21 protein-coding genes and 2 tRNA genes are annotated in these 26673 nt (G+C 53.4%); 22 read left to right on the top strand and 1 reads right to left on the bottom strand.

Annotation, left to right across the window (positions count from 1 at the left end; genetic code table 11):
- Positions 1-135 precede the first annotated feature (135 nt).
- The 20 genes from WC515_08580 (at position 136) to WC515_08485 (ending at position 24684) form a co-directional block, all read left to right on the top strand.
- The gene (locus tag WC515_08580; protein MFA5147416.1) at positions 136-828 is read left to right on the top strand and encodes a response regulator; all 693 of its coding nucleotides are present in this window, start codon (positions 136-138) and stop codon (positions 826-828) included.
- A 7-nt stretch (positions 829-835) separates the two neighbouring features.
- On the top strand, positions 836-2614 hold the full coding sequence (locus tag WC515_08575; protein MFA5147415.1) for an ATP-binding protein: 1779 nt from the start codon (positions 836-838) through the stop codon (positions 2612-2614).
- 94 nt (positions 2615-2708) lie between these two features.
- Complete coding sequence (locus WC515_08570) at positions 2709-3374, top strand: DUF2490 domain-containing protein (GenBank protein ID MFA5147414.1); 666 nt, start codon at positions 2709-2711, stop codon at positions 3372-3374.
- 81 nt (positions 3375-3455) lie between these two features.
- Positions 3456-4307 (top strand): phosphate ABC transporter substrate-binding protein, encoded by an 852-nt coding sequence (locus tag WC515_08565; protein MFA5147413.1) that lies wholly within the window; start codon positions 3456-3458, stop codon positions 4305-4307.
- A 35-nt stretch (positions 4308-4342) separates the two neighbouring features.
- The gene (pstC, locus tag WC515_08560; GenBank protein MFA5147412.1) at positions 4343-5206 is read left to right on the top strand and encodes a phosphate ABC transporter permease subunit PstC; all 864 of its coding nucleotides are present in this window, start codon (positions 4343-4345) and stop codon (positions 5204-5206) included.
- Complete coding sequence (gene pstA, locus WC515_08555; GenBank protein ID MFA5147411.1) at positions 5206-6054, top strand: phosphate ABC transporter permease PstA; 849 nt, start codon at positions 5206-5208, stop codon at positions 6052-6054. The genes pstC and pstA overlap by 1 nt, the downstream gene beginning before the upstream one ends.
- On the top strand, positions 6048-6794 hold the full coding sequence (locus WC515_08550) for a phosphate ABC transporter ATP-binding protein (protein ID MFA5147410.1): 747 nt from the start codon (positions 6048-6050) through the stop codon (positions 6792-6794). Before pstA ends, WC515_08550 begins: the two co-directional genes overlap by 7 nt.
- Complete coding sequence (gene pstB, locus WC515_08545) at positions 6791-7549, top strand: phosphate ABC transporter ATP-binding protein PstB (protein MFA5147409.1); 759 nt, start codon at positions 6791-6793, stop codon at positions 7547-7549. Before WC515_08550 ends, pstB begins: the two co-directional genes overlap by 4 nt.
- Before the next feature lie 29 nt (positions 7550-7578).
- Positions 7579-8256: a phosphate signaling complex protein PhoU gene (gene phoU, locus WC515_08540; GenBank protein MFA5147408.1), complete on the top strand. Its 678-nt coding sequence runs from the start codon at positions 7579-7581 to the stop codon at positions 8254-8256.
- A gap of 280 nt (positions 8257-8536) precedes the next feature.
- The gene (locus tag WC515_08535; GenBank protein ID MFA5147407.1) at positions 8537-15232 is read left to right on the top strand and encodes a hypothetical protein; all 6696 of its coding nucleotides are present in this window, start codon (positions 8537-8539) and stop codon (positions 15230-15232) included.
- 102 nt (positions 15233-15334) lie between these two features.
- A tRNA-Gly gene (locus WC515_08530) sits at positions 15335-15408 on the top strand.
- Positions 15409-15475: 67 nt separating this feature from the next.
- Positions 15476-15880, top strand: a complete 405-nt coding sequence (locus WC515_08525) for a response regulator (GenBank protein ID MFA5147406.1) — start codon at positions 15476-15478, stop codon at positions 15878-15880.
- 109 nt (positions 15881-15989) lie between these two features.
- Positions 15990-16982 (top strand): MoxR family ATPase, encoded by a 993-nt coding sequence (locus WC515_08520; GenBank protein ID MFA5147405.1) that lies wholly within the window; start codon positions 15990-15992, stop codon positions 16980-16982.
- Between the two features lie 123 nt (positions 16983-17105).
- Positions 17106-17981, top strand: coding sequence for a DUF58 domain-containing protein (locus tag WC515_08515; protein ID MFA5147404.1), 876 nt, complete (start codon positions 17106-17108; stop codon positions 17979-17981).
- Positions 17978-18910, top strand: a complete 933-nt coding sequence (locus WC515_08510) for a DUF4381 family protein (protein ID MFA5147403.1) — start codon at positions 17978-17980, stop codon at positions 18908-18910. Before WC515_08515 ends, WC515_08510 begins: the two co-directional genes overlap by 4 nt.
- Complete coding sequence (locus WC515_08505; GenBank protein ID MFA5147402.1) at positions 18911-19909, top strand: VWA domain-containing protein; 999 nt, start codon at positions 18911-18913, stop codon at positions 19907-19909.
- On the top strand, positions 19910-20917 hold the full coding sequence (locus WC515_08500; GenBank protein ID MFA5147401.1) for a VWA domain-containing protein: 1008 nt from the start codon (positions 19910-19912) through the stop codon (positions 20915-20917).
- On the top strand, positions 20914-22038 hold the full coding sequence (locus tag WC515_08495; protein MFA5147400.1) for a tetratricopeptide repeat protein: 1125 nt from the start codon (positions 20914-20916) through the stop codon (positions 22036-22038). The genes WC515_08500 and WC515_08495 overlap by 4 nt, the downstream gene beginning before the upstream one ends.
- Before the next feature lie 22 nt (positions 22039-22060).
- Positions 22061-23917 carry a BatD family protein gene (locus tag WC515_08490; GenBank protein MFA5147399.1) on the top strand — a complete coding sequence of 619 codons (1857 nt, stop codon included), beginning with the start codon at positions 22061-22063 and terminating at the stop codon, positions 23915-23917.
- Positions 23914-24684 (top strand): SH3 domain-containing protein, encoded by a 771-nt coding sequence (locus tag WC515_08485; protein MFA5147398.1) that lies wholly within the window; start codon positions 23914-23916, stop codon positions 24682-24684. Before WC515_08490 ends, WC515_08485 begins: the two co-directional genes overlap by 4 nt.
- Before the next feature lie 63 nt (positions 24685-24747).
- Here the strand turns inward: WC515_08485 and WC515_08480 are convergent, their stop codons facing one another.
- Complete coding sequence (locus WC515_08480; GenBank protein MFA5147397.1) at positions 24748-25095, bottom strand: hypothetical protein; 348 nt, start codon at positions 25093-25095, stop codon at positions 24748-24750.
- A gap of 268 nt (positions 25096-25363) precedes the next feature.
- On the opposite strand from WC515_08480, the gene WC515_08475 reads away from it, so the two are divergent.
- Together WC515_08475 and tuf are read left to right on the top strand one after the other, a co-directional pair.
- Positions 25364-25439 (top strand) — tRNA-Thr (locus WC515_08475).
- 25 nt (positions 25440-25464) lie between these two features.
- Positions 25465-26661, top strand: a complete 1197-nt coding sequence (gene tuf, locus WC515_08470) for an elongation factor Tu (protein ID MFA5147396.1) — start codon at positions 25465-25467, stop codon at positions 26659-26661.
- The last annotated feature ends 12 nt before the right edge of the window (positions 26662-26673 follow it).

Below are 26673 nucleotides of genomic sequence, written 5' to 3'. Positions count from 1 at the left end.
TTTTCGCCATGTGCTTCTTGATGGGTACAGGTTCCAGCACAACTTGGAAAACGTCTCTAGATGTAATCTTGCTTCAATATCTTCCCGGAAAGTGGTAAAATAAGGGCGTAAAAGCGCTTACCTGCAGGGTGAGGAATGAAAGAGACGATACTGATCGTAGAAGACGAAAAAGATATAGTCAAGATGCTTGACTATAACCTCAAGAAGGAGGGGTTCAGGACCCTCTCTGTCCGTAACGGGGAAGATGCCGTAGATTCGGCCAGGGGCGCTCCCCCGGACCTGATCATCCTGGACCTCATGCTCCCGGGTATGGATGGTTTAGAGGTCTGTAAAAAGCTCAAGGGTGACAGTAAGACCGCGTCGGTCCCGGTCATCATGCTGACAGCAAAGAGCCAGGAGTCGGACAAGATCGTGGGGCTTGAGTTAGGGGCGGATGACTATGTGACCAAGCCCTTCAGCCCCAGGGAATTGATCGCGCGGATAAAGGCGGTCCTGCGCCGCGGCAAAGAGAAAGAGAAGATGCCGGAGGTGCTGAAGGCAGGCGACCTGACCGTAGATCTGGCTAAGATCGCGGTGACCCTTAAGGGTAAGCCGGTAGAGCTCACCGGAAAAGAGTTCGAGCTTCTTAAGACACTGATGATATCAAAGGGCAGGGTCTTGTCGCGGGACCATCTTCTGGATACGATATGGGGATTCGACCAGGCCCTGGAGATACAGACCCGGACCGTAGATGTGCATATAAGGACACTGCGTAAGAAGTTAAAGGGCGAGTCAAGGCGTATCGTTACCGTAAAGAATTACGGGTATAGATTCGAAGACGAAGAGTAGGGGCCGGATGGCTATCAAGAGAAGTTTCAGGTCAAAGCTTATCCTTTCATATGTCCTCGTGATACTGGTATCGTTCGCCTTCATAGCCTTCTTCCTGGACAAAAAGCTCGAAGAAAATTCTCTCCATAATATCGAATCGTCCCTTATCACCCAGGCCCGTCTTATCGAGGACCAGATCACTGCCGAAAGCATAAAAAGGGAAGACCCCGCCTCCCTGGGTATTTTAGTAAAGACCCTGGGATCCAGGACAAGCTGCCGTATCACTGTCATCGACAGGAGAGGCATGGTGCTTGCCGATTCCGAAAAACCAAAGCAAGAGATAGCGCACATGGAGAACCATATCAATCGCCCGGAGGTAATGGCCGCCTTAGCGGGTAATATCGGCATCGATACGCGCTATTCTTCGACCATCAAGATAGATATGCTCTATGTGGCGCTGCCTCTTAAAGATGATGGTGAAATTAACGGTATCCTGAGGTTGGCGTTGCCGCTGGAGAGCGTGCAGAGAACGTTATCCACCATCAGAAGGATAGTCGTAATAGGGCTTATCTTTGCGCTTCTATTGGCTTTGATCCTGGGATATATAGTGGCAGGGAGTACTATCCGGCCGATCAACAGGATGATACATGTTTCGCGTCGATTTTCGGAAGGCGACTTTAGCCGCAGGATACTCCAAGGCCCTAAAGACGAGATAGGGGAGCTTGCGAATACCCTGAACAGGATGGCCCAGGACATAGAAGATAAGATCAAAGAGGTCAAGACGCAAAACCAGAAGCTCGCCGCGATCTTCAACAGCATGATAGAGGGGGTCATCGTCGTAGATAAAGAAGGCCGCATAATCTCTATAAACCCTACCATAGAGAAGATATTCGCGGTCTCTAAAAAAGACGCGGAGAAGAAGACCTTCCTGGAGGTCATACGCAACAATAATATCTCGGACGTCATAAATTCTGTATTGGAAAAAGGAGAGCCCGTGTCGGCAGAATTGACGCTTATCTACCCTATACGCAAGATATCCGAGATCAGCGCAACTCCCATTTTTGACAATAATGAAGTGGCGGGGTGCCTGGTGGTCATCCATGATATAACCGAGATAAGGAAGCTTGAGACGATGCGCAGCGATTTTATCGCCAACGTGTCCCATGAACTGAAGACGCCGCTCACTTCCATAAAGGGGTTCATAGAGACGCTCCTTGAGGGCGCCCTAGACGATAAAGAGAATAGCCGTAACTTCCTGGCGATAATCCAGGAGCACGCCGAGCGGCTCAACAATCTGGTCAATGACCTGCTCTCCCTGTCGCATCTTGAGTCGAAAGAGGCAGCCCTGGAGAAGGGGGATATAAACCTGCGCCGACTTGCCGAGGGGGTCATATCCGGGTTCGGGTCTCAGTTAAAGAAGAAGAAGATAGAGGTCAGGGATGAGTTGGCGGCAGACCTTTCGATCAGGGCGGATAAGGACAGGATGGAGCAGGTCTTTACGAACCTTATCGATAATGCCATAAAATTCAACAAGGAAAAAGGGACCATCAAGATCTACAGCCGGGACCTGAATGACAGCATAAAGATAATAATAGAAGATTCCGGCATAGGTATCCCCGATAAAGATATCGCCCGCATATTTGAGCGGTTCTACCGGGTGGACAAAGCGCGCTCGCGCGAACTCGGAGGAACGGGCCTGGGCCTCTCCATCGTCAAGCATATCGTCGAACTGCATAACGGCAGCGTGGGGGTGGAGAGCACCGAAGGTTTCGGCTCGAAGTTCTGGTTGGTCCTCCCAAGGCGATAATACCCTTTCCATGGTTTTACCCATATTTTACCTCTCCTTGAAGCGGATTTAATATCGATATTGTATACTCTTTTCAAAAAGAAAGGAGTGTGCTATGCGGAAGTATAGAGTGAAGGTTTTGGCGGCAGGCGTCTTTCTGTGGGCTGCAGCCGCTGAAGGATACGCCTACGACAACGGCGATTTCCAGATCTGGCATACCGAAAATCAGGAGGCGGGGATCGGTAAGGGGACAAAACTGACGCAGGAAGAGGAGTGGCGTTTCGGCGAAGACGCATCCGAATTATACTACCAGCACTATGACTGGGGCGTCGTTTATGGATTCGATAAGAGGCTCGATATCGGATTTAACTACCGCCAGGTCTATGAAAGGTACAAACAGAAGTGGAGGGAAGAGAACAGGCCTCACGTGAGCGCAACGGTCAAGCTGGATCTGTGGAAATTCAAGTTCGAAGACCGGAACCGGCTCGAATACAGGCACTTCCGATATAAGGATGATTTCATACGATATCGCAATAAATTCGCGCTCAAATATCCGATCGATCTTAAAAAGATCAAGATAACGCCCTACATATCGGATGAGATCTTCATCGTCTCTAATTCTGCCGGGTTTAACGAGAACAGGTTTTATGCGGGCATGGAATTGGGCCTGGCAAAATATCTGAAATTCGACGTATATTATCTGCTCAGGGAGAACAGGATAAGGGCGGATAAGTGGTCATCGTCAAACATCCTGGGGACGAAGCTGAAAATAGCCTTTTAATATTTTACACGGATTTAACATCGGGTTAATACGGATATAATATCGATAATGTATAATTCAATTAAGAAAGAGGAGGGATATATGCTTAAAAAATGGTTACTGATACTGGCGGCAATGACACTTGCCGCGCCGGCATTCGCCGCGAAAAATGACAATTCGATACAGGTGAAGGGCTCTGATACTATGGTCAACCTGGGCCAGGCATGGGCTGAAGTATTCATGGAAAAGAACGCCTCGGACTTTGTGGCAGTCACGGGAGGCGGGTCCGGGACGGGTTTTTCAAGCCTCATAAGCGGCACTTGCGATATAGCCATGAGCTCAAGGAACATAAAGGAGAAAGAGATCGCGCTGGCCGGGAATAAGGGCATATATCCCAACGAGATAAAGGTCGCTCTTGACGGACTTGCGGTAGTGGTGAATGTCAAAAATCCCGTAGATAAGCTTACTATGGATCAGCTGGCGGGGATATTCACCGGCAGGATAAAGAACTGGAAGGAACTCGGCGGCGCCGATGAGACGATCGTCATACTGTCGCGAGAGGTCAATTCCGGGACGCATGTCTATTTTAAAGAGCATGTCCTGAGAAAGATGGACCCCAATAGCAGGGAAGAGTTTGCGCCGGGCGCCCTGATGCTGTCGTCGTCACAGGCCATAGCCGATGAGGTCGCGACCAATCCGGCCTCCATAGGCTATTACGGCATGGGCTATATCTCTTCAAAGCAAAAACCGGTCGCCGTAGCAAAAGATGAGGCATCCGGCTTCGTCACGCCGTCCATAGAAAATGTGCTGAACGGCAGTTATCCGATATCGCGGCCCCTCTTCCTTTACACGAACGGAGAGCCGGCAGGTCTGACGAAAAAATTCGTGGATTTTACGCTTTCAAAAGAAGGCCAGGATATTGTGCTGGCAACCGATTTTGTGCCGGTTCAGTAGTCAGGAGTTAGGAGTTGGGGGTTAGGAGTATCGAGATGCGGAAGATCAAAGAATCGATAATTGAAAAAATGATATTCGTTTGCGGACTGGCATCAATATTCTTTGTGATATTGATATTCCTCTTCCTGCTCAAGGAGGGGCTTGCCGTATTCAGGATCGAGAGCCCCCTGAAGTTCCTTTTTGGAAAGAGCTGGTATCCCATATCGGAACCGCCTCAGCTCGGGATATTTCCCCTTATCCTCGGCTCGCTTCTCGTGACCGCGGGGGCGGCTATCATCTCGATCCCGATCGGTATCGGATGCGCCATATACATTGCAGAGATAGCCCCGGCAAAGACGAAAGAGGTCCTTAAGGCAGGCATAGAACTTCTGGCGGCGATACCGAGCGTAGTGCTCGGTTTCATCGGGATGGTGACGCTCGTGCCGTTCGTAAAGACCGTATTTCACCTGCCGACCGGGCTGACGGCGCTATCCGGCTCTATCATGCTCGCGTTCATGGCCATGCCCACCATCGTCTCGATCGCCGAAGACGCGCTTTATTCTATCCCCAGGACATACAAGGAAGGGGCCCTGGCGCTCGGCGCTACGCACTGGCAGACGATATGGCGCGTGATGCTTCCGGCGGCCTCGAGCGGCATCCTTGCGGCGATCATGCTTGGTATAGGACGGGTGATCGGTGAGACCATGGCGGTGATGATGATAACGGGCAATGCCGCAGTCATCCCGCAGAGCATTTTCGTCCCGGTGAGGACGCTCACAGCAACTATCGCAGCGGAGATGGGCGAGGCGGTGGTGGGGAGCGAGCATTATTTCGCGCTCTTTGCCATAGGCATAGTATTGTTCATAATCAGTTTCGCGATCAATGTGACCGCGGACCTTTTCCTGCACAAGAGGCAGTGATGCGCGATCCGCATAGAACACAGAATATAGCCTTCTTTCTCCTTTTCCTGGCGACCCTCCTGATAGTGGTGCCGGTGGGGATGATCGTCGTCATCATCATCCAGAAGGGCCTGCCGGCTATAAGCTGGCAGTTCCTTACCGATATCCCGAGGCAGGGGATGCGCTCAGGCGGGATATATCCTGCCATCGTCGGGACTGTATATCTCGTGACCGGCGCCATAGTCTTTGCGCTGCCGATAGGGCTCCTGGCCGCCATATATCTGAGCGAATATTCCAGCGACAACATATTGAACCGGCTGATCAAACTCGCGATCGTGAACCTCGCGGGAGTACCGTCCGTCGTCTATGGCCTTTTTGGGCTTGCGCTATTCGTGGTCTTCTTCAAGTTCGGCGCATCGATACTCTCCGGCTCGCTAACGCTCGGGATCATGATATTGCCGATAATAATCACCTCCTCGCGGGAAGCCCTTGAAAGCGTGCCGCAGTCATTCCGCGAGGTGAGCCTCTCTCTCGGGGCAAGCAAATGGCAGACGATCCGGCACATAGTCCTGCCAAACGCTATACCGGGTATACTTACCGGGACCATTCTCGGCCTCGGCAGGGCTGCGGGCGAGACGGCGCCGATCCTCTTCACTGTCGCCGCGTTTTATCTGCCGCAGCTGCCGAAATCCGTATTCGACCAGGCGATGGCCCTGCCGTACCACCTGTATGTCATATCGACACAGGTGCCTAATGTGGACGAGAAGATACGTTATGGCACCGCCTTTGTGTTGCTTGCGCTCGTCCTTTTCATGAACCTGGTCGCGATAATAATACGTTACAAGTTCAGGAAGAAAAAGAAATGGTAAAGATAGAAGTGCATAAGCTCAACGTCTGGTTCGGCGCCACGCACGTATTGAAAGACGTGGAGACGGAGGTCCTGGAGCATGAGATCCTGAGCGTCATCGGACCCTCGAACAGCGGGAAGACGACCTTCTTAAGGACGCTCAACCGGCTTAATGACCTTAATCTCAATTTCAGGATGGACGGCCTGGTAGAGCTTGAGAGAGAGGATGTCAGGGCGATCGATGTCGAAGCATTGCGGAGGAGGATCGGGATGGTATTTGCGCTGCCCTTACCGCTCCCGCTCTCCATATTTGACAATGTCGCATACGGCATCAGGATGCACGGCGAGAAAGACAAGAGGAAGGTATCCGGAAAAGTCGAGGAGGCGCTTAAACAGGGGTATCTATGGGAAGAGGTCAGGGACAGGCTCGGTGAATCCGCGTTCAAGCTGTCAGGCGGACAGCAACAGCGCCTGTGCATCGCCCGGACACTCGCCGTGGAGCCGGAAGTCATACTTTTCGACGAACCTTGCTCCGGGCTCGACCCGATCTCGACAGCGAAGGTCGAAGACGCCATGGTCCGGCTCAGGGAGAGATACACGATAGTGCTCGTCACCAATAACGTGAAACAGGCCGCAAGGGTCGGGGACAGGACGGCGTTCTTCCTCGGCGGCGAACTGATAGAGCTCGACAAGACGGACAGGATATTTACGGCCCCGCGCGATAAGCGCACCGACGATTATATAAGAGGGAAATTCGGATGACGGCTAAAATAGAGACGGATAAGCTGAACCTGTGGTACGGACCTTTCCATGCCCTGAAGGATGTCGACTCGGGTTTCAGCGCGAACAGGATAACGGCTATCATAGGGCCGTCCGGCTGCGGCAAATCGACGCTCCTCCGGGTCTTCAACAGGATGAACGACCTCATCGAAGGCGTGCGGACGGCCGGCAAAGTCCTCGTTGACGGCGAGAATATCTTCGGTCCGGAAGAAGACCTCGTAAAATTACGCAAGAAGGTCGGCATGGTATTCCAGAGGCCGAACCCGTTCCCGCTCTCGATCTATGAAAATATAGTCTTTGGAGAGAAGATCCATGCGGGCGGCATTACAAGGGATAAACTGGACGAGATCGTCGAGAGGAGCCTTAAGGGCGTTCTTTTGTGGGATGAGTTGAAGGATAAGCTTAATGAGCCGGCATTGAGGTTATCATTAGAACAGAAACAGCGGCTTTGCATCGCCAGGCTTATCGCTGTCAAACCCGATGTGCTGTTGATGGATGAGCCATGTTCCACCCTGGACCCGCAGGCGACCGCCAGGGTCGAAGAATTGATGCGCGAATTGAAGAACAGGTATACTATAATAATAGTCACGCATAACATGCAGCAGGCGGCGCGCGTATCGGACGATACGGGGTTTATGCTTCTGGGCGAATTGGTAGAGTTCGGCAAGACGGAACAGATATTCACGGCGCCGCGCGACAGGCGCACAGAAGATTATATTACGGGGAGATATGGATAAGCACCGGACGCCAAAATAAGGAGAGAGAAATGGAACGGCACATAGATCAGGAATTGAAGGAGCTCAACAAGGATATCTTAAGGATGGGCGCTTATGCGGAGGAGGCCATCTTCAGGTCCGTGGAGGCCCTGAAAAACCGGGACAGGGGCCTGGCCAAAAGCGTTATAGATAACGATACCAATATCGATAAGCTGGAATTGGCCGTAGATGAAAGGTGTATAGACCTGATAGCCCGTTATCAGCCGATGGCCAAAGACCTCCGCTTTATCACAACCGGCATGAAGATAAACACCGAGCTGGAGAGGATAGCCGATATAGCGGTCGACATAGCTCAACGTACGCTCGAGCTGGTAGATAAGCCGATCCTTAAGCCCCTGGTGGATATACCGAAATTGGCGGCAGTCGCGCAGAAGATGGTGAAGGTGGCGATAGATTCATTCGTGAAAGGGGATATCGGATTGGCCAAAGAGGTGATGCTGTCGGACCCTGAGGCCGATAATTTACGGAATTTGATACAGAAGGAGCTTGTCGAGGATTATATGCTCAAAGATGCCTCAACGGCCCCAAGGGCGGTCCAGCTTCTGTTGATCGCCCGCTTCCTGGAGCGCATATGCGACCACACGACGAATATTGCAGAAGACGTGATCTATATGGTACAGGCGGAGGTGATAAGGCACCATCCGGAGAAGCTGGGAGACCATACGTAAGCCCATTTTCCCCTTGGCGGAAGCAGGCCCGTTAGACATAAAATACCCAGATCCCGGCTGCTTGAATTAAGCTAATTATCTGGTATACTTATATTAGACAGACGTGAGGTGACTTGGAGGGCATATGCATGTCCGCCAAGTTATTATTTTGCGGTATTTGTAATGCGATTTAAAAAGCCTTTTAGAGGAGCGACCCAAGATGAGACGAGACGTGAGGACTTGGGGAGTATCTCAAACTATGCTTGGTAACCGAAAGCCGCTGAAGGCCATAGGCTGTGCTATGACCTTGGTGGCTTTTTTGTTCAATATCGTTTCGTATGATACGGCCTGGGCTGCCGGGACTTCCCCGTCAGAGTTTCCTCACGTCGGCCCTGATAGGAACGGCGGCCCGGGCGTCACCAATGAGTTACGCGTCAATACATTCGCGCTCCCCGAATACCTCGGCCGTATAAAAGAGACATGGCTTCCTTCTTCTAAACCCGATACCCGATACCCTATACCCAATACTGTAATTCATATTCAAGACGCCCATTGCAACTACGCCGCCCAGCACAAGATCGCCGATATACTGGACTATCTCAATACCAAATACGGGATCGATACCATAAACCTGGAGGGCGGGGCCAGGGGCTATGACCTGTCGATATTCACCACGATATATGACAGGGCGACCCGCGAAAAGGTCTCCGACGATTTCGTCAGGGAGGGGCTGGTCAACGGCGCCGAGTACTTTGCCATAAACAATCCTGAAAAGGCCGTCCTGTGGGGCGTGGAGGACGTCGATCTCTACATCGAAAACCTCAACATCTACAAGGAGTCCTTACAGCACAAGGAAGAGGTGGACAGGTACCTGAAGGAGCTGAACCATATCCTGAATAACCTCAAGCGCCACATCTATTCGAATGAACTCTTCGAGCTCGATCTCAAGTATGTCGTCTATAAGGGGGGCAACCTCGAGTTCAAGGATTATATAAGCTATCTCACCGGCAAGGCCAAGGAGCGCCTCATAGATATAAAGGCCTACGCGAACATATATCTCCTGAGCCAGGCGCTTGAACAGGAAGTAAGGCTTGACTTCAAGAAGGCGAACAGGGAGAGGGACGGCCTGGTCGACGTACTCCAGAAGAAGTTATCCAGGCGCGAGCTCGAAGAGCTCGTCCTGAAGACCCTCGAATTCAAGACCGACAAGATATCGCACCAGGATTTTTACGCATACCTGGCAAAGAAGGCAAGATCGGTGAACCAGGACCTTAGTGACTATCCGGAACTTCAGAAGTATATCATCTACATCTCCACCTATTCGGCGATCGATAAGGCAAAGGTCATCGAGGAGGTGGATGATATCGAAGGGGCTTTGAAGGGATCGCTCTACGAGAATGATGCCCAGCGGACCCTCGCGAGGTTATCGAAGAACCTCGCGCTCCTCCGGAACATCTTTGCCGTCTCCCTCACCAAGAACGACTACGTCTATTACCTCGAGAACAGGCCGAGTTTTGATATGAAGAACTTCACCGCATTCATAGATGAGTACGGTCCGCGTTACAAGATCACCGCAAAACTCGACCCCGATATCAGCAAGATAGACGGTTATCGCGATAATATAACGAAGTTTTACGAATGCTCGCTGAAGAGGGATGACGCCTTCATTAAAAATATGCGTTTCGCGCCGAAAGTGCCGAAGACGGCCATAATGATAACGGGCGGGTTCCATACGGAGAACCTCTGCCAGCTCTTCAAAAAAGAGGGGATCGCTTACGTCTCCATAATGCCGAACTTCAAGAACGAAGAGAGATACGAGTCGCCCTACTTCCGTCTCCTTGCCGGTGAGCTGACGGGCATACAGAAACGGCTCTACTCGGTGATAAAGACGTCCGGAGCCACGATGCAGATATATACGATGCTGTCACGCGATGCGTCGGCCAAGGAGGTATGGGACAGGTATAAGGTCGACGCGTTCAGGGTCTCTGTATATATACGTTATCTCGCCTACAACAAGACGAAGCTGATAGTCACGACCGATGCGGGTGAACATGTCTTCGGCTACGAGGGGCCGGACGCAAAAGAGGAGAAGATGGCCCTGGAAGACCTTCTCATAAAGGTCGGCCGCAGCGACACCATGCCGACCGGCATGATCGGTTTGGGGCCCGCCGCGCCCCGGGCCGAGCCGGTATTCATAGCGCAACCGGCAAGAGGCGATGAGAAATTCGAGCGCGCGGAAGAGCTATTAAGGAATTTTGCCAGAAACGAGGCCGACGGCAAGGCGTATGGACAGATCAAGGTCCTGATCGGCGAGATGCCGCCGGCGCAGCGAGCCATGCTTTTAGGTAACGTTGTCAAAAACGAGTACGGCCTGAGCACCAGACAGGTAGATTACTTCGGCATGAGCAAAAGCCAGTGGGATGTGGTCTGCGGCCTCTTCACCATGGGAGTATTTACAGAAAGAGAGGCAATACCGTATCTTGCCGCGCTTATAGGTGCAGACCCCTCCGGGACAGGGAATGGCTATGTATGGAGGATATTGGGGGATCTCTCAGGCGATTTTCCAGGTGAAGTCCTGTCGGCCGTTCAGGAGGCATCTCCCAGGGCCGGAGAATATATGTACGGTTGGGCGTTCGGTATAGGCATGGACGCCGCGGACACGGTCAGATCGATAAGTATCATATTCAGGAACTACTTCGGTTCGTATGCGGTGCCCCAGGAAAAGAAGAGGGAGTATGCGGGTAAGATGCTCAGGAGCATCGAACTGGCGTTGGCTAGAGGGGATCGGTTCGAAACGGTGCTTGTAATGCGTGCAGTAGAGGTGCTCGAGCCGGATACGAGATTCGAGAGCGATGCATGGAGGGCCGCGCATGCCAATGTCGGGGATAAGGCGGCGAGGGAAGAAGCGAGAGATGCGCATATCAGGCAACTCATCGCAATGAATAAGATATTCCAGGGGCTATTCAGGCTCATCTCGGAAGGCAGAGAGGTGACTTACGCGCGGGCCATTCTCCTTGTGACAGAGGATATGGGGGCGGACTTCGGCACTCTGAACAAGGCGCAGAAGGTCGCCGTCCGTACGGCTATAATATCTTTCTTCGAAAGAAGGAATGAGGTCGCCCAAAAGATGGAGGCGGCCAGGAAGGCATATCCGATAGATGAGTTCAATGCGGCATCCCAGACGATGCTCGACCTTAACAGGCGTAAGCGCGAACTGGAGAAGGCCGGCGGCAGACGCGCAGCGGAGGGGATGAAAGAGGAGATATCGAAGCATATCGAATATATGAACTCGCTCAGGGCCAGGGTCGCGCCGTATCTTAAGGAGGAGTTCGGGATTGAGGAGAAAGACGCACCTACGATAGCATTTATAAAGGAGGGGCCGTTCTCGTTGGAGGTAGTGATGGATATGGAGTCGCTGCAAAGGGTATTTCGCGGCAAATACTCGCCGGGTAAAGAGACCGCGCTCGGTAACAGGATGCGCGACTATTTCCTGGGCCTTAATACGTCAAAGACAAAGGTAGACCTTGAATCGCTCCGGGAGATCATAGAACAGTTCCCGGATTATCTATATTTCGATTTTCAGAATGAGATGGTCGCCTATATGCTCAACGCAGATCTCAGGTCCCGTGATTTCAGGCGGCTCATCGATGTCTATGCAACTCAGTATGCGTCATTGCTTATAGATAAGATCAAAAGGTATGGGGAGACGCATGATCTCAGGCCCGGGACGCTCAGGAGCATAGAAGATATGATAAGAGGCGCGATCAGGGGGGACCGCATGAGGCAGCTTAAGATGCGGCTGATAATGACAAAGAGAGTCCTCGATCGACTTGTCGACATCAAGGCGACCATCCTGTTTGACGATATGACTAAAGGAAAGCCGGGCACGGATAGGAGGGAAGCCAAAAACCGCGCTTACGTAGAAGCGTCCAATGATATCATGGGGCTCTTCCAGCTGATCCCTGTGAGGCGCATCTCCATGCTGCGTGATATACTGGCGGATGAAGAGAACGAATTGAAGAGACGAGGGATAGGCGAAGACGGGATATTGAAGAAAGACATATTGCTGGAGGGGAGCAACTATGGTACCTCCAAAATGGGAGAGACGATCCAAGTCGGCGGCACGGTCATGGGGGATGCGGTCTTTTCCATGCTGGGGGATGAGGAGGCGGTCGTCGATCACGAAAGGCAGCATATCATATTCAGCAATTATACGAGCGGGATAGTATCCAGGAACCTGCGCGCCAGGCATGATTTTTATCTCATATTGGATCTTACTATGCATAGCATGCCTTCGCCGTCGGCACCCGGCCGCGGATTCTCCAACCGTCCCAACGCGGAATATTCGGATCACATCAGGAACGCTATCGACAACCTTCAGTTTGGTGCGGCAAGGTATTCTAACGGAAAGGTCGAGACAGGCGTTGCGCTCAGCACGGGTCAAACCGGGACGAGGGTATTGAACGGCGATGAAAGATCGGTTTTGGAAAAGGCCATCGGCCTCCTGGGCGACGAAGACCGCGCGCTGCTGGGCCAGGAGGACGCAAGGGTGCTCTTCATCGACGGTCTCGACGCGGCGATACGCGCGCGTGCGCCGCCCGACTGTTATGGTTCGCACTACGGACTTCAGCGGAATCAATATTACCTTGATATCGGGCGGCTCAAAGACGCAGAAGAGCTGGCGGAGCATCTTCATCACGAGATACAGGAACGCGCCATGGTGCTGTCGGGGCTTATACAGGAGTTTGGTGACAGGACAGGGGAGGAGCTGGGCAAAAGCCCGAATGAGCGGTCGGAGCGCATAAATATGAGGATATCCGAACTTGCGGGCGCTTCACATAACCGTCTTAGCGTATCTACGAAGGAGTTGCGGGACCTTACAGGGTTTATTGTACTGAGGCCCGTCTCTGCCGCGGCGAGGACGGCGTACGAGGCGACGAAGAGAGCGGCTATAGATAAGTATCTGGATGAGATAGAAGACCTGTTGGCCAGGGCCGATAGAGGCGAGACCGCTTATGATTTCGCGGCATGGGTCGATATCGCAAAGACATTTAACAGGGAATGGCCGTTATTGAATTACGACGGAACCCCCGATGAGAATAAGAGGATAAACTCGCTCAAAAATCGTATCGTGGACAATCTGGTCAAGGTTTTCGCATCAGAAAAGGATGCGCGGGCCAGGGAAGAGAATTGGGACAATATAATGCGATGGCATCGTGACCACCAGAATCTTTTTCCTTTTACCGCTATGTCGCGCGACAATATCCCGAACATAGCGGTCGAGAGGATCACCAGGATGGGCCTCGGCTCAGGTTTCGGCGTGATCGAGGAAGATGCCGCGGCGTATCTGCACGGGGGCGAGGCGGGCAGGGCGGTGGACCTGACACAGGGCGATATAGATATGGCGCCGGAGGCGGGCGATACGGCCGGGCTTACCCCCGCGATGCAGCGCCTGCTCTTCAACAGGCAGAATATATCCGGTTTCCTGGCATATGCAAGTTACCTGCGGAGATTTGTCGACTTCGACAGGATGAGCGACGGGGTCACGCCTCCGCTTGAGTATGCGCTGAAGAACAGGATATATTTCCGCATAGGCGGGGACCTCTACATGACGCCGGTGACGGAATCATTCCGCAGATTCATAATCTTCGAGATGAACGAAAAGGGCGCCCTCGGCGCCAGGATCGAAGTGAAGATCCCCGGTGAGGGCGAAAGTAAACAAGCCATAGCGCCGGATAACTATGATTTTGCAAAAGAGATATCCGACAGGTACGGAGAGGGAAAGATATCTACAAAGATGACGGCTATGATCGCGCTTACGGAACCGCTCAATATGTACGGCGAAGAGGTCGATTTCTCCGCCTCGCGTCCTGCGCGGGTCATCATCTTCGACTACACCCATGACGGGAACAGGATCGAGAAGGTACCGCTTGAGAAGATGAACGGCGAGGATCGAAGGAAGATAGCCGAACAAGTCATCGAAGAAGTCGCCAGGGTGCACACCCTGGGTATCTACGGCAGCAGCGACATGTCTCTCGGTAACTTCCGCCTGGCCAGGAGCGCGGACGGAAACCCGATCGTCCTGCTGGTGGGGGATTTCCAGGGGTATAGAAGAACGGAAGACCGGAACCTATTTAACGCGGAGCGCGATACGATCATCGATCTGCTCGTGAGATATTCCGACAACTCCGAGGCCGACCGGAATTACCTCCGGCAGGTTTACGACAATGTGATTAAGGCCGGAGCGGGCCTTAATGCAGTGACGGCCGCTTCCCTAACGGTCCCCGCGGCGCAGGGATCCGATGCATGGGAGAGGGAGATGGTTGCCGCCTTCGCGGGGGTCAGGGATATGGCTAAGCCCGTACATATAATCGTCGGCGTGCGGCGCACAAAAGATAACGCGGATATGATCGCGCGTTACCAGGAGATCTCCAGGGTGCTTATACGCATAGGCGCGGCGCTGGATGCGGGCGGCATGAAGAATACGAAGCTCATAACTTTTGATATGCAAACGGACGACGGCGGGGATGAGGCGACCATCCGCAATTTTATCGCAGCCTACAAGGAAGCGACCGGCGACCTGCCCGCCAACGGGAATGTGATAGGGTATATCCCCCCGAAGGTCCGTGACGAAGCGTCGCGTTTGGTGAAGGAAGATAAGGCCGTGAAAGCGGATGCCGTACATTTTATCAATGACAGTTTCAGCGACGGCAGGGATAGCAAGCCGGACCTACTCTTCCGTATCGCCCTTGCGCATTCGCTGGTGGACTATATCGCGGCGGATGCAAGGAACGACTCAGAGACGAGGGCCTACGTCCGGGAACATATAGTCGGGATGTTCGAGCGGATGACGGCCAGCCCCGGCGAGGTAGAGAAGCTGAAGAAAGATATAAAGCGCATATTCGAGGCCGACTTCCTCCTGATGATAAAGCCGGTCGATTTCAAGACCTTCGAGGACTACCGCAGATCCGCAGAGGCAACCCTCCGGGCAGTGTAAAATATTTCCTTCCTAATTTAGATTGTCTCAGCACAAATAGCTTGAGCTTTTAAGGGTATATGATATAATTCCTAGCAATCATTGTTAAATATTATAAATAACGCGGGCGTAGCTCAATGGTAGAGCACTAGCCTTCCAAGCTAGCTACGACGGTTCGATCCCGTTCGCCCGCTCCATTCTGCTTCGTCCTTCAGCGAGTAAAAAACTCGGGTAGGACTTCGCAGAAATAGGTCATGGTCCTCTATGCAAACCAATAAACCTATCTGCAAGATCCTGACGGTAGATGACGAGATGGGGATCGACTCGTTCTTCTACGAGTTCTTCACCCTCCGCGGCTATAAGGTCCTGAACGCATCGAACGGCAAGGAGGCCGTCGAGATAGTCAGGAGGGAGCACCCGCGCATCGTGCTCCTCGACATCCAGATGCGGGGCATCGACGGCATAGAGACGCTGAAACGCATCCGGGAGATAGACAAGGATGCGATGATAATCATGGTGACAGGCGTCAAGGACGACGAGGTTATGGCAAAGGCAAAAGAGCTCGGGGCGGATGATTATATAACGAAGCCGCTGAGCTTGCAGTACCTTGAGAACGTCGTCCTTTTGAAGTTCCTGAGTCTTCAGATAAAAGATATGGGGAAGGAATAACGAGTAAATGCTTGTCCATGGTCCACTGTCCACGGTCCACAGTTTTGTGGACCATCGACTATGGACTGTGGACCGCCAATGATCTTTAACCGTACACTAAGGAGGATCTATGAATAACGATATCCAGGCGCTGAACGAGAAGATAAAGAAGGAGAGCGCGTTCCTGCGCGACCTGGTCCAGGAGATAGAGAAGGTGATCGTGGGGCAGAGGTACCTGATAGACCGGCTGCTCGTAGGTCTCCTGGCGAACGGCCATGTCCTGATAGAGGGCGTGCCCGGGCTGGCCAAGACGATGTCGGTGAAGGTCCTGGCGCAGGCGATAAATACGAAGTTCCAGCGCATACAGTTCACGCCGGACCTTTTGCCCGCCGACCTCATCGGTACCCTGATCTATAACCCGAAGGACGGGAACTTTACCACCAAGAAGGGGCCGATCTTCACCAACATAATACTTGCCGATGAGATAAACCGCGCCCCGGCCAAGGTGCAGAGCGCCCTCCTGGAGGCGATGCAGGAGAGGCAGGTGACGATAGGTGAGAACACGTTCAAACTGGAGGAGCCGTTCCTCGTCCTCGCGACCCAGAACCCGATAGAGCACGAAGGGACATATCCGCTCCCGGAAGCGCAGGTCGACCGTTTCATGCTTAAGTTGGAGATCGGTTACCCGTCGAAAGAGGAGGAGCACAAGATAATGAAGCGCATGGCGGTCACCGATAAGAAGATATCCGTAAACGGCGTGATAAGCCCGCACGACATCCTCAAGGCCAGGAAGACCGTCGACGAGGTCTACATCGACGAAAAGATAGAGAAGTACATCATAGATATCGTCTTCGCTACTCGGACCCCGAAAGATTACAAGCTTGACGAGCTTACGGGCCTCATCCAGTACGGCGCATCGCCCCGGGCAAGCATATACCTGTCGGTAGCCGCGAAGGCGTACGCGTTCCTGCAGGGTCGCGGATATGTCGTGCCGCAGGATGTGAAGACGATAGGTATGGATATATTGCGTCACCGCGTGATAGCGAGCTACGAGGCCGAAGCGGAGGATAAGACGTCGGAGGACATCATCAAGAGGATATTCGAAGAGGTAAGAGTCCCGTAAATTTAATTCCAAATTTCAAATGTCAAATTTCAAATTAATTCCCAATGGTCAAATGTCAAATTGGCAATTGGACATTAATTGGATATTGGAAATTGGTCATTTGACATTAACGGATATATAACTATGCTGCCCAAAGAGATCCTGAGAAAAGTACGCCGCATCCAGATAACGACGTCGCGGCTCGTGACCGATATGCTCGCAGGGCAGTATGAGAGCGTATTTAAAGGCCGCGGCATCGAGTTCGACGAGGTGCGCGAATACCAGCCGGGGGACGAGATCCGCTCTATAGATTGGAACGTCACCGCCAGGATGGGCCACCCGTACATAAAGAAGTACGTGGAAGAACGCCAGCTGACCGTGATGATCCTCCTCGACGCGTCCGCTTCCTCCTACTTCGGCACGGCCAAGCGGCTTAAGAGCGAGTTGGCCGCCGAGATATCGGCCGTGCTCGCATTCGCGGCGGTGAACAATAATGACCGCGTCGGTCTTATAATATTTACCGACAGGATAGAGAAGTTCATACCGCCGCGCAAAGGGCTCCAGCATGTCCTCCTGGTCATACGGGAGGCGTTATATTTCAAACCGAAGGGGAAGGGGACGGACCTGGAGGGCGCGCTCCGGTATCTCAATAACGTCACCAAGAGGCGCGCCGTGACGTTCGTGATATCGGATTTCTTCGCGAAAGATTTCAAACGGCCGCTTGCCATCGCGAACAAAAAGCACGACGTAGTAGCAGTGACGATCACCGATCCCAGGGAGATGGAGCTTCCGAAGGCCGGTATCGTCGAGTTGACGGACGCGGAGAGCGGGAAGGAGTTCCTGGTAGACACGTCCAATAACCGCCTGCGGGACAGGTACGCGGCCCGGTGCAAGGCGATGGTGGAAGAGCGCGCGAAACTATTCGGGTCGGTCAATGTCGATCACATAGATATATGGACGAACAGGCCGTACCTGAGCGAGTTCGTACGGTTCTTTAAGGAGCGGGAGCGGCGCGTATGAAGTATCGACCGTTTTTGATAGCGCTTATGATATGCTGCCTCGCGGCACCGGCCGTGATGGCGGCGCAGACGAACGCGCCGAAGGTTAAGGCAAAAGTCGACCGGAGATCGGTCTTTATAGGCGATATAGTGACGCTCAATATCGAGGTTGCGGCCGGAAAGAGCATATCGGTTGAATTCCCGAAATTCGCCGATAACAAAATAGGCGATTTCGAGATAAGGGATTCAGGCGCGTCCCGCAGGGTCAGCTTCTTCCGCCGGCCCACATATACGGGTTGGTATCGCATAGCCGCATACAATGTCGGTAAGTTTACTCTTCCCGCCCTTGAGGTGAAGTACAGGGAGAATAAGACCGCCGCCTGGTCCTCCGCGAAGACCTCCGAGATGACGATAAATGTCGAGAGCGTCCTTAAGCGCGAACGGAATGCAGATGACATAAAAGAGATCAAGGGCCCGATAGGGTTACGCGAGATCCCGGTAGCCGCCATAGCATCGGCCGGCCTGGCCCTCGCGATATGTCTCGTCTCTCTCTGGCTGTACAGGAGATCGCGTAGAAGGGCCGTTATAAAGACGCCCTATCAGACGGCGCTCGATGAGCTTGACGGGGCGAAGGCAGGGTTCTCCACTACGGGTGACGTGAAAGAATATTACGCCGCCGTCTCAGGCGCGGTCAGGCGGTACATAGAGGCTGTATTCAGGTTGCGTGCCCCGGAGATGACTACGGAGGAGTTTCTCGTCTCCCTTGAGACCTCCGGATCGCTTTCCGCGCCCCGGAAAGAGCTTTTGAAGGATTTCCTGGTGGCGTGCGATTTCGTGAAGTTCGCCAAACATATGCCGAAGGAGACGGAGACAGATAACCTTTTGACCACAGCGCGCAGGTTCTTTGACGAGACGCGGCCTCTTCCGGCCGAAAAGAAAGGGGCCGGGTAGATGTTCATCTTCAGGGACGCGTGGGTCTTTTTGTTCTGTCTCCTGGTGCCGCTCTTCCTGCTCATAGTGCGGATGAGGCAAAGGGGCGCAAGTTTCGTATTCCCTTCGCAGGAGCTCGTCCGGGACCTTGCGCCGACCGTGCGTATCCGCATAAGACATACGCCTGTCCTGCTGCGTGTCTTAGCGCTCCTTTTATTCATAGCGGCGCTCGCCAGACCCCAGTCGGTGCTGGAAGACGTGAAGACCGTATCGGAAGGCGTCGACATAGTCCTTACGCTCGACACCTCTACGAGCATGCTGGCCGAGGATTTCAGGATGGGCGGCAAGCGCGTCAACCGATATGAAGTGGTCCGGGACGTGGTGAAGGAGTTCATAAAGAAGCGCAAGACGGACAGGATCGCGATGATCGCATTCGCGGCCCGCGCCTACACCGTCTGCCCGCTCACCACCGATTACGCCTGGCTTTACGAGAACCTGGACCGGGTCAAGGTCGGCATGATAGAGGATGCCACCGCCATAGGGTCTGCGATAACATCCTCCCTGAACAGGTTAAGGTCCAGTAAGACCAAGAGCAAGATCGTCATCCTCCTGACGGACGGGGTCAATAACGCCGGGAGCATATCCCCGCTTGTGGCGGCAGAAGCCGCGAAGGCGCTCAAGGTGAAAGTATATACGATCGGCGTCGGTACCAAGGGGCTGGTGCCCTATCCGTTCAAGGATCTTTACGGCAGGACGGTTTATAAAAATATCCCGATAGAGATAGACGAGGCGTCGCTTAAGAGGATAGCGGAGATAACGGGAGGGAAGTACTACCGCGCCCAGGACACGGAAGCTCTCATGCGCATTTATGACGAGATAGACCGGTTGGAAAAATCGCACATCGAGCATTTCGGCTACAGGGAGTATACGGAGCTCTTCCCGTACTTCCTCATCCCCGGGCTCATCATCCTGGCGCTCGAGATACTGCTCGCTAATACCTTATTTTTAAAGGTGCCGTAAATGAATTACGCAAACCCGAATTTTCAGATGGTCTTCGCCGCGCTAAGCGTGCTCCTGCTATTTTACGTCTGGACGGTGCGCCGGCGGAAGGCGCTGACGGAACGGTTCGCCGATAAAAATCTGATAGCAGGCATCGCGCCGTCTATAAGCCCGTTACGGAGGGCTGTTAAAGTGGCGCTACTGGTGGCGGCCGCTGCGCTGGGACTCCTGGCCCTTGCAAGGCCGCAGTGGGGATTCGAGTGGGAAGAGGTCAAGCGGGCGGGCCTGGATATATTGATAGCGCAGGACGTCTCCAGGAGCATGCTCGCGCGGGATATGAAGCCCAACCGGCTCGAGCGCTCCAAGTTCGCCATAAAGGACCTGGTCAAACGCCTGAACGGCGACCGTATAGGGCTCATTGCGTTCGCCGGGACGTCATTTCTTCAATGCCCTCTCACCATCGATTATAACGGTTTCCTGCTCTCTCTCGAAGACCTCAATACCGATACGATACCGCGCGGGGGCACGTCCATAGAGAGCGCCATCGACGAGGCGATGCGTACGTTCACCGGGACCGACAAGAAGTATAAGGTGCTCCTGATCATAACGGACGGCGAAGAGCTCGAAGGCGATGCCAAGTCGAAGGCGCTCGCGGCGGCGGAGGCGGGGATAAAGATATACTGTGTCGGTGTCGGCACGGCCGAGGGGGATATCATACCGGACCTGGACGGTTCCGGAGAGCGCGGGTACCTGGAAGACAGGAGCGGTAACGTGGTGAAGACCCGCCTGAACGAGGATATACTCAAGGCGATCGCGATATCCACGGGCGGGAGTTACGTGCGGGCGACAGCATCCGAATTCGGCGTGACGCTCCTGTACGACAAGAGCATATCGAGACTGGAGAAGCGCGATATAGATTCCAAGATGGAGAAGCGGTATGAGGAGCGTTTCCAGGTATTCATCGCTTTCGCCCTCCTCTTCCTTTTCCTGGAGCCGATGATATCCGAAAGGCGGAAGGTGGCGCGATGAAGAGAGGCCCCGCGATATTCCTGTCGGCCGCCCTTATCGGGATATATGCCGTCCCCGCGCATGCCTCGGCCAGGGACGATGTCAGGAGGGGGAATTTGTTGTATAATAATAAAGAGTATAAAGAGGCGGCCAGAAAATATGAAGACGCGCTTTCAGAAGAAGGCCTATCCGGGATGGCCCATTTCAACCTGGCCGACGCGCATTATCAGGAAAAGAAGTTCAAATCGGCCATAGACAATTTCAATAAGGCGATAGCATCGGGACAGGAGAGCCTCATAGCCAGGGCCGACTATAATATAGGCAACTCTCTTTACCGTCTCGGCGATGCCATTAAGGCCAAAGACGCCGAGAAGGCGAAGGACTATTTCGAATCCGCCCTCAGGTTCTATAAACGGGCGATGGAGCTGGACCCTTCTGACAGGGATGCCAAGTTCAACTACGAGTTCGTCCAGCGCCATATGACAGGTTTCGAGATGCTGCCGAGCGAGGAGAAGCAGGATAAAGAAAAGGAAAAGGAGCAGGAGAAGCAGAAGAACGATAATAAGGATAAGCAGGAGGATTCCCGGGGCGGCGGTTCTTCGAAGGACGATAGATCGGGCGGCCAGGATGAGGGCGAAGGGAAAGAGGATAAGGACCAGACCGCCGCTGAAAAGCAGAATACCTCCGGCGAAGAGCGGGCTTCACGCGCCGAGGCGAAGGATAGCGGCGCGCAGAAAGATGGGCAATCCGGTTCAAGCCCTGAAGAGAAGAAAGACGAATCGGGCCAGGCGCCGAAGGAAGAGAAACCTCAAGATAAGGGCGGGGAGAAGGATAAGGAAGAGGGCGGATCCGGCGAGGGTGAAAAGAAGGAGGCCGAGCAGGCGAAGAAAGAGCAGGGCGAGGAGGGAGAAGATAAGGGGAACCCCCGGCCCTCCGACGGAGAAGATGCAAAAGAGAGCGGAGAGAAGGAGGGTGGAGGGCTTGAGTCATACGCGTCTCCCCAGCGCGACGAAGAGAGGGAGATGAGCGAGGAAGAGGCGAAGATGCTCATCGAAGGGTACAGGGGGGAAGAGGTCACGGGCAAGGTCATCAAGATGAGGAAGAAGCAGGTGGACCTTCCCGAACCGTCGAAGAACTGGTAGTATATCAAAGGATCTCATATAGATGAATAGATACCGTAGGATCATAATGGCGACAGGCATGGCCATCGCCCTGCTCGCGGCATTTACGCCAGCATACGCCAGGGATATAAAATTCGAGGCGAGCATCGATAACAAGGATATGGTATTGGGCGAACGGGGACAGCTCGGCCTCACATTTTATGAGACCAACAGCATACCTGCGCCTGACATCGGTAATATAGACGGCTTCGAGGTCCGGTATCTCGGGCCATCCACCATGGTCACGGTCATAAACGGTAAGATGTCGAGCTCCATTACGCACATGTACTCTCTCGTCCCCCTGAAGATAGGAAAGTTCGAACTGGGTCCGTTCTCTTTCAAGTACAAAGGCGATACCTACACATCCAATGTCATAATCGCCGAAGTGAAAGAGGAAAAGGCGGTGAAGGAGGAGAGGGCCGGGCCCGAAGAAGGTGCAGAGGAAAAGATACCGGACGTCAGCGACCGGCTTTTCATGGTCCTGAACGTCGGCTCGGCCCATGCTTATGTCAACGAGCTGATCCCCGCCACGGTGAAACTGTATGTGAACCGCATGAACGTAAGCGACATACAGCTCCCCGTCTTTGCCCAGGAGGGCTTTTCAAAGATAGAGTTCCGCGAGCCGAAGCAGTATAAAGAGGAGATGGGGGGCGTAGTCTACGAGGTCCTCGAATTCAAGACGCAGATATTCGGCACCAGGCCCGGGGAATACCGCCTGGGCCCGGCCACGATAAAGTGTAACCTCGTTGTCCGGAAAAAGGTGAAACGGCCTTCCCAGCGGAACGATTTTTTCAGGGACGAATTTTTTGACGAGCCGGTGCTGGACGACTTCTTCATGCGCTACGAACGTTACCCGCTTGAACTGAAATCGCAGGATTTTCCGATAATAATATCGCCGCTCCCGGCCGAAGGCAGGCCCGCGTCGTTCTCGGGCGCCGTAGGCGACTACCAGTTCATATTTAACGCGAGCCCGACCAGGCTGAAGGCCGGCGACCCCATAACGCTGAAGATGGAGATAAACGGCACGGGCAACTTCAACACGGTGCTCATGCCGGCGCTCTCCGGTACCGACGGGTTCAAGGTTTACGAGCCGCAGGTCAGGACGGGTGACAGGCAGAAGGTATTCACCCAGGTGCTGATCCCGGAGAGCGATAACGTGAAGGCGACCCCGAAAGCCGTCTTCTCTTACTTCGACACGGCCACCCGCGCGTATAAGACGATCTCGCAGGGGCCGATCCCGCTGACCGTAGAAAGACCTAAAGAGGAGACGCCGGCGCAGGTGGTGGGGCCGAGAGAGACAGGGGAGAGCAAAAGGGACCCCTCCTTACCGCAGGAAGAGGCGAAGAGGGATATCATCTATATAAAGGACTCGCTTGGCCGCGTGGCGGCCACAGGCGGCAGCGTCCACAGAAAAAAGTACCTGATCGCCATACCGCCCGTGTCGCTCCTCTTTTTGCTCGCATTTTACCTCTTCTCCGCGCGCAGATATCGCCTCGAGCGGGATATAGGATATGTCAGGCGAACCGCCGCATACAAGGCTACGCGCAGGCACTTCAGGGAATTGAGGAAACATCTAAGGGCAAATGACCCGAAGAAGTTCTATGAGACGCTCTTCATCCTGCTCCAGGACTACTTCGGCGGCCGTCTGAACATGCCTTCGGCGGGCATAACGCTCAATACCATCGAGCCGTTACTCGAGGCCTACGAGCCGGATCCGGCCACAAGGGTCAAGATAAAGGCCCTTTTCGAAATATGCGACGAGGCCAGGTTTGCCTTCGCCAAGCCGGATGATCTCAGGATGAGGGGCGATATGCGCGATGCCGAAAATATAATACGATATCTTGAAAGGACCAAAGGATGAGGCGATATACACTCCTTATAGCGGCCTTCCTCTTTATCGGGCCGGCCGCCATTGCCGCAGACGGAGGGAAAGAAGACCCCGGCAGGCTCTTCTATGCCGCGAATGTCCTGTATGAGAAGGGTGAATACTCAAAGGCGGTGGAAGAGTACCTGAAGATACTGGATGCGGATATCGAAAGCGGCAACCTCTACTATAATATAGGTAACGGCTTCTTTAAGCTCGGCAAGATAGGATATGCCATACTGAGCTACGAAAAGGCGAAGCGCTTCATGCCGGGAGACCGGGATCTTAAGGCGAACCTTGAGTACGCGAGATCTTTTGTGGAGGACGGTTCATCCGAGCCGCGGCCGGAGCGCCTCTTGCTCAGGGCGGTAAACGGGCCTTTCAGGTCTTTCAACCTGCGTACGCTGGCGATCGCGGCGATCGCATTGAATGTCATCTTCGTCATCCTCTCCGTATTGAATATAATGAAGCCGAGTTTTTACAGGAAGACGTTCATATTCTACTTTGCCGTAGCCGCGCTCTTTTTCGCGGCCCTCGCCTCATTCGTCCTGCGCCATTATGACGAGGCACTTACGCAGCACGGTATCGTGGTGGATAAGACCGCCGAGTGCATGTACGAGCCGGTGGAGAAGTCGACCGTATATTATAAGGTATATGAAGGGCAGGATGTCATCGTGTTGACCACGAGGAACGGCTGGAGGAGGATAAGACGATCTGACGGCAAGGTCGGATGGGTCAAAGAGGCCGCGGTGGAAGAGATCTGAGCAGATCGGGGCAGAAAAAAAGCGCCTTAGATATAAGGCGCTTTTTTTATTCTTTAGAACAGATTACTTTGATGCCTCTGATGCAGACGTAACGCATCCCGGATCGGAATACCAGAAAGTCGCAAGCTGCCATACGCCGGCAAATATTCTCGCGATGCCGCGTTCCACTCCGCTCCTCGTCTTCGTCGAGCAGCGGTCCATCTGGGTCCCTTTCGTCTTCGTCTCGTCGATGTTGCTCGGGACTTCGAGCGAACCGTAAAGCAGGTTATTCATGCCCCTGCTTAATCTGTCCTTTGTCTTCTCGACAGGGGGGACCGTAGGCTGAGACGTTGTACTCTCCGCATTACAGATACCGAGTGTCGAGCATATGAAGATACTTACGATTGCCATTACAAATAATTTCTTTGCCATTCGACAACTCACCTCCTTTTTATTTTAATTACGGCGGCAAGAGACTGCACACCTTAAAATTAATTATATCCCATTTTCCCGTAAAAGTCAAGACCGCCCCTTTTTTTAAAAAAAATATTGACAAAGGCACGGTTTTTGCTATAATTATAAAACTTAATTTTTGATACTAACATCGGGTTAAAATAAAGAATGTTGAGTTGGAATAACTCTCAAGGGAGAGGTGTTTGTCTTTTTCGATGATATCTGCGCTGATATGCGTCGATGTCATGCCCATGTAGCTCAGCCGGTAGAGCGCTTCCTTGGTAAGGACGAGGTCACCAGTTCAATTCTGGTCGTGGGCTCCAGCGAAAAATAGATAAGGAGGCCTTTATGGCAAAGGAAACGTTTGTCAGGTCAAAACCTCACGTGAATATCGGTACCATCGGCCACATCGACCACGGTAAGACGACGCTTACGGCCGCGATACTGGCGACGCTTGCAAAGAAGGGGCACGCCACGGTGAAGGCCTATGCCGATATAGCAAAGGGCGGCACCGTAAGGGACGAGACGAAGACCGTCACCATAGCCGTAGCGCACGTGGAGTACGAGACCGAGAAACGCCACTATGCCCATATCGACTGCCCGGGACACGCCGACTATATCAAGAACATGATCACCGGCGCCGCCCAGATGGACGGAGCGATACTCGTCGTCTCCGCAGTGGACGGCCCGATGCCGCAGACCAGGGAACACATCCTCCTGGCCCGCCAGGTCAACGTACCGTCGATAGTCGTATACCTCAATAAAGTAGACCTCGTAGAAGACAAAGAACTGATAGACCTCGTAGAACTCGAAGTAAGAGACCTCCTCACAAAGTATAAATTCCCCGGCGACAAGACGCCGATAATAAAAGGAAGCGCCCTCAAGGCGATGACCTCGCCGGATAACGCCGAGGCCACCAAGTCGATATTCGAGCTTATGGACGCCTGCGACACCTTCATACCCACGCCCGTAAGGGATATAGACAAGCCGTTCCTGATGCCCATAGAGGACGTATTCTCGATCACCGGGCGCGGCACGGTAGGCACCGGGAGGGTCGAGCGCGGACAGATAAAGGTTGGCGAAGAGATAGAGATAGTCGGGATAAAGGCGACCAAGAAGAGCGTCGTCACGGGGGTCGAGATGTTCAGGAAGCTCCTGGAGTCCGGCCAGGCCGGCGATAACGTCGGGGTCCTCCTCAGGGGCGTCGAAAAGACGGACCTGGAGCGCGGGCAGGTGCTCGCTAAACCCGGTTCCATAACCCCGCACACCAAGTTCAAGGCAGAGGTATATATACTAAGTAAAGAGGAAGGCGGCAGGCATACGCCGTTCTTCAAAGGATACAGGCCCCAGTTCTACTTCAGGACCACGGATGTGACCGGGGTCGTTGAGCTGCCCCAGGGGGTAGAGATGGTGATGCCCGGAGATAACGTGAATATAGAGATAACCCTAATCACGCCGATAGCGCTCGAGAAGGAACTGAGGTTCGCCGTAAGAGAAGGCGGACACACGGTAGGCGCGGGAGTCGTGACACAGGTCATTGAGTGATACGATGGCACA

This window comes from Candidatus Omnitrophota bacterium (assembly GCA_041650805.1).
Taxonomy (GTDB): domain Bacteria; phylum Omnitrophota; class Gorgyraeia; order 2-01-FULL-45-10; family 2-01-FULL-45-10; genus JBAZKM01.
The sequence above is the reverse complement of the archived record's forward strand: the minus strand, read 5'-3'. Positions and strand labels throughout refer to the sequence as shown.

What these genes read in the sequence shown, in the direction of transcription:
- WC515_08580 (MFA5147416.1), top strand. Translation starts at nt 136, where the DNA reads ATGAAAGAGACGATACTGATCGTAGAAGACGAAAAAGATATAGTCAAG.
- WC515_08575 (MFA5147415.1), top strand. Translation starts at nt 836, where the DNA reads ATGGCTATCAAGAGAAGTTTCAGGTCAAAGCTTATCCTTTCATATGTC.
- WC515_08570 (MFA5147414.1), top strand. Translation starts at nt 2,709, where the DNA reads ATGCGGAAGTATAGAGTGAAGGTTTTGGCGGCAGGCGTCTTTCTGTGG.
- WC515_08565 (MFA5147413.1), top strand. Translation starts at nt 3,456, where the DNA reads ATGCTTAAAAAATGGTTACTGATACTGGCGGCAATGACACTTGCCGCG.
- pstC (MFA5147412.1), top strand. Translation starts at nt 4,343, where the DNA reads ATGCGGAAGATCAAAGAATCGATAATTGAAAAAATGATATTCGTTTGC.
- pstA (MFA5147411.1), top strand. Translation starts at nt 5,206, where the DNA reads ATGCGCGATCCGCATAGAACACAGAATATAGCCTTCTTTCTCCTTTTC.
- WC515_08550 (MFA5147410.1), top strand. Translation starts at nt 6,048, where the DNA reads ATGGTAAAGATAGAAGTGCATAAGCTCAACGTCTGGTTCGGCGCCACG.
- pstB (MFA5147409.1), top strand. Translation starts at nt 6,791, where the DNA reads ATGACGGCTAAAATAGAGACGGATAAGCTGAACCTGTGGTACGGACCT.
- phoU (MFA5147408.1), top strand. Translation starts at nt 7,579, where the DNA reads ATGGAACGGCACATAGATCAGGAATTGAAGGAGCTCAACAAGGATATC.
- WC515_08535 (MFA5147407.1), top strand. Translation starts at nt 8,537, where the DNA reads ATGACCTTGGTGGCTTTTTTGTTCAATATCGTTTCGTATGATACGGCC.
- WC515_08525 (MFA5147406.1), top strand. Translation starts at nt 15,476, where the DNA reads ATGCAAACCAATAAACCTATCTGCAAGATCCTGACGGTAGATGACGAG.
- WC515_08520 (MFA5147405.1), top strand. Translation starts at nt 15,990, where the DNA reads ATGAATAACGATATCCAGGCGCTGAACGAGAAGATAAAGAAGGAGAGC.
- WC515_08515 (MFA5147404.1), top strand. Translation starts at nt 17,106, where the DNA reads ATGCTGCCCAAAGAGATCCTGAGAAAAGTACGCCGCATCCAGATAACG.
- WC515_08510 (MFA5147403.1), top strand. Translation starts at nt 17,978, where the DNA reads ATGAAGTATCGACCGTTTTTGATAGCGCTTATGATATGCTGCCTCGCG.
- WC515_08505 (MFA5147402.1), top strand. Translation starts at nt 18,911, where the DNA reads ATGTTCATCTTCAGGGACGCGTGGGTCTTTTTGTTCTGTCTCCTGGTG.
- WC515_08500 (MFA5147401.1), top strand. Translation starts at nt 19,910, where the DNA reads ATGAATTACGCAAACCCGAATTTTCAGATGGTCTTCGCCGCGCTAAGC.
- WC515_08495 (MFA5147400.1), top strand. Translation starts at nt 20,914, where the DNA reads ATGAAGAGAGGCCCCGCGATATTCCTGTCGGCCGCCCTTATCGGGATA.
- WC515_08490 (MFA5147399.1), top strand. Translation starts at nt 22,061, where the DNA reads ATGAATAGATACCGTAGGATCATAATGGCGACAGGCATGGCCATCGCC.
- WC515_08485 (MFA5147398.1), top strand. Translation starts at nt 23,914, where the DNA reads ATGAGGCGATATACACTCCTTATAGCGGCCTTCCTCTTTATCGGGCCG.
- WC515_08480 (MFA5147397.1), bottom strand. Translation starts at nt 25,095, where the DNA reads ATGGCAAAGAAATTATTTGTAATGGCAATCGTAAGTATCTTCATATGC.
- tuf (MFA5147396.1), top strand. Translation starts at nt 25,465, where the DNA reads ATGGCAAAGGAAACGTTTGTCAGGTCAAAACCTCACGTGAATATCGGT.